At 52.1% G+C, this 2,231-nt stretch carries 3 protein-coding genes and 1 pseudogene; 1 reads left to right on the top strand and 3 read right to left on the bottom strand.

Annotated elements, in window-relative coordinates:
• From AC0L26_RS31875 to AC0L26_RS31885, 3 genes and pseudogenes are all read right to left on the bottom strand, one after another.
• On the bottom strand, window positions 1-171 hold a 171-nt coding region (locus AC0L26_RS31875), incomplete at its 3' end, for a LysR family transcriptional regulator (protein WP_473636070.1).
• Between the two features lie 51 nt (window positions 172-222).
• Complete coding sequence (gene nolL / locus AC0L26_RS31880; RefSeq protein ID WP_473636069.1) at window positions 223-1,344, bottom strand: nodulation factor fucose acetyltransferase NolL; 1,122 nt, start codon at window positions 1,342-1,344, stop codon at window positions 223-225.
• Window positions 1,337-1,969: pseudogene (locus AC0L26_RS31885) on the bottom strand (GNAT family protein). The gene nolL and the pseudogene AC0L26_RS31885 overlap by 8 nt, the downstream one beginning before the upstream one ends.
• Window positions 1,970-2,060: 91 nt before the next feature.
• On the opposite strand from AC0L26_RS31885, the gene AC0L26_RS31890 reads away from it, so the two are divergent.
• Window positions 2,061-2,231, top strand: a 171-nt coding sequence (locus AC0L26_RS31890) for a LysR family transcriptional regulator (RefSeq protein WP_473636071.1), incomplete at its 3' end; no start/stop codon positions are given.

Consider the following 2,231-nt stretch of genomic DNA (forward strand, 5'->3'; position numbering starts at 1 on the left):
ACCTCTCATCGTAAACAGTTCATCGTTGAAATAATCGCGCAGCCGGCCGACGGCCGCGCTCATGGCCGGCTGACTTAGGTTGATGCTGCTTGCCGCCGCCGTAAGGTTGCGCTCGGTCAGCAGTGCGTCGAGCACGACGAGAAGGTTCAGATCAAGGCCTTTGAAACGCATGCCTCATCTGTCCGTAACGTCGTTGCTTGTCATCGCGACCATTGTGGGCGGCTAATTTATTGCAGATTGAGATTTGAGCAGACATGGGCGTGTCGGCGCTCCGACAAGGATCTGCGACACATATCCAAGGTCGCGCGCAATCTTGCGAATTGCCATCGCTGCGGCGACAATCGTCACTCCAAGCACACTTGCGAACGCAATTCTGGTCGTGAGATTCCAGGCTTCTCCAAACTGGATGAAATCCATGAGGCGAAACGCGGCACCCTGAACAAGATAAACGAGCAGCGTGCTCTGACCGAGCTGCATCGCGACAAACTGAGCTATTCTAGTTGAGGAGGCAGCTCTCCAGCATTGGACCATAAACTGCATTGCCACCGCGGAAGCCGCTGCAGAGCCGGCGAACATCAGCAGCACTTGTTTGGCTGACTCTTCATCATCTATCAAAACATGATTGTTGAAGGCGTAGGTCTGCTTATCCCACAGAATTAAGGATATGAAAGCTATTATCGAAAGCAAGAGTACAAAGGTCGATTTGTGAGTCCAGATGATACTTTTCTGCCATCCAATTGGCTGGGCAAACAAGACCCCCAAACAATAAAATGGGTAAGTGTATCTTACCAACGGGGTTATTGACAATGTGACGGGCGCGAATGCGACCCCGATTGCGGATGCGCTTATGATCCACATCGGTAGCCGTTTGAAAGTTGCAAAAACACGAACTAGAACGAATGAAATAAACGCCGCCCATATGAACCAGTATGTTCCCATGATTTCCTTCGATAGATCCAGCAATACATCAGTTGGACTCTTCGTTGGATAAATCGTAACGGACTTCAGGGCGAAAATAAACGCACACCAAACAAACATTGGCAGTAGTAACTGTACTGCTCGATCACGGACCCCTTGAGTGAACGATTTTCGAATAATTGCCCCGGAAGAGACATATCCACTTATTGCCATAAAGAGAGGCATATGAAATATGTATATTAGGTTATAATACGGAGACGTCCAAAAGTCGTCGGTACCTCTATAAATTATATATTGTATTAGGTGTCCAATTATTACCAAAGTAATTAGTACACCTTTGGCGAAATCGAGGCTTAGGTCTCGGTCCTTTATTTCCTCTGGGCGCGAGCCGCGTCCCTTCGCTCCACCTGTTATTTGATCAAGCATCAGACTCAAGCCCATCAGTTGCGGTTGCTACCGGCCGTGGGCACGGCGAGCGCGCCAGTTTCGGTGAAAAGGATCGGGACTTGCGCGGATCGCGGCGTGGTATCGAAGGCCGACTGGCTGCAACCGAGCGGACAAATTCCCAGTACCTGATCGCAAAAGCTGGAGCGCAGTGGCGGTCGCAATCAAGTGTGGCGACGCGAACGCCCGGAACTATTGTCGCGAGGCCGTCTCTGCAGGACCTCTCGCTACGGTCCCGCAGCGCGTGCCGAACCGTGCCAAATGCGAATGGAATGACAAGCTGCTGCAGCACCGGACGCATGACGCGGATAGAATGGCTCATTCGAGTCTCTCAAGATCCGGATGCACACTGTACAATCCGAGTTCGCCTACCAAGAAATCAAACTCGCCAACCAGGATGAAACGGCGGGTCCAAGTGAGCCACTGCGCTGTGCACATAGGGCCGATTTCGCGAACCTGCGGACTTGCACCGGCCCAGCTACGACCACCTGAAAACCCTTGTCGGCCAATAGCCTTTTCGGAAGATGGAGGAGAGTTCGAAATAATCGGCTACTTGCAAGTCATTTTCCCAGCACACCCTCAGAAGCAGTGGCCTGATCGGGTGCATCTCAGGTGCGGTCGTCTATGCAGCGCCCTGGAAGTTTGGTAAAATCGATTGTTTAGATCGCGAGCATCCACGCTATGGATAAGTGAAAGCGATGCGCTTCAAAGGCCTTGATCTGAACCTTCTCGTTGTGCTTGACGCGCTGCTGACCCAGCGCAACCTTACGGCGGCGGCAAGCAGCATCAACTTAAGTCAGCCGGCCATGAGCGCGGCCGTCGCCCGGCTGCGCGACTATTTCAAGGATGAACTGTTTACCATGAACGGC

The sequence above is a fragment of the Mesorhizobium sp. WSM4823 genome (assembly GCF_055811195.1).

Bases quoted from the DNA above. Each gene is read 5' to 3' on its own strand.
- nolL (WP_473636069.1), bottom strand. From the start codon at position 1,344: ATGCTTGATCAAATAACAGGTGGAGCGAAGGGACGCGGCTCGCGCCCA.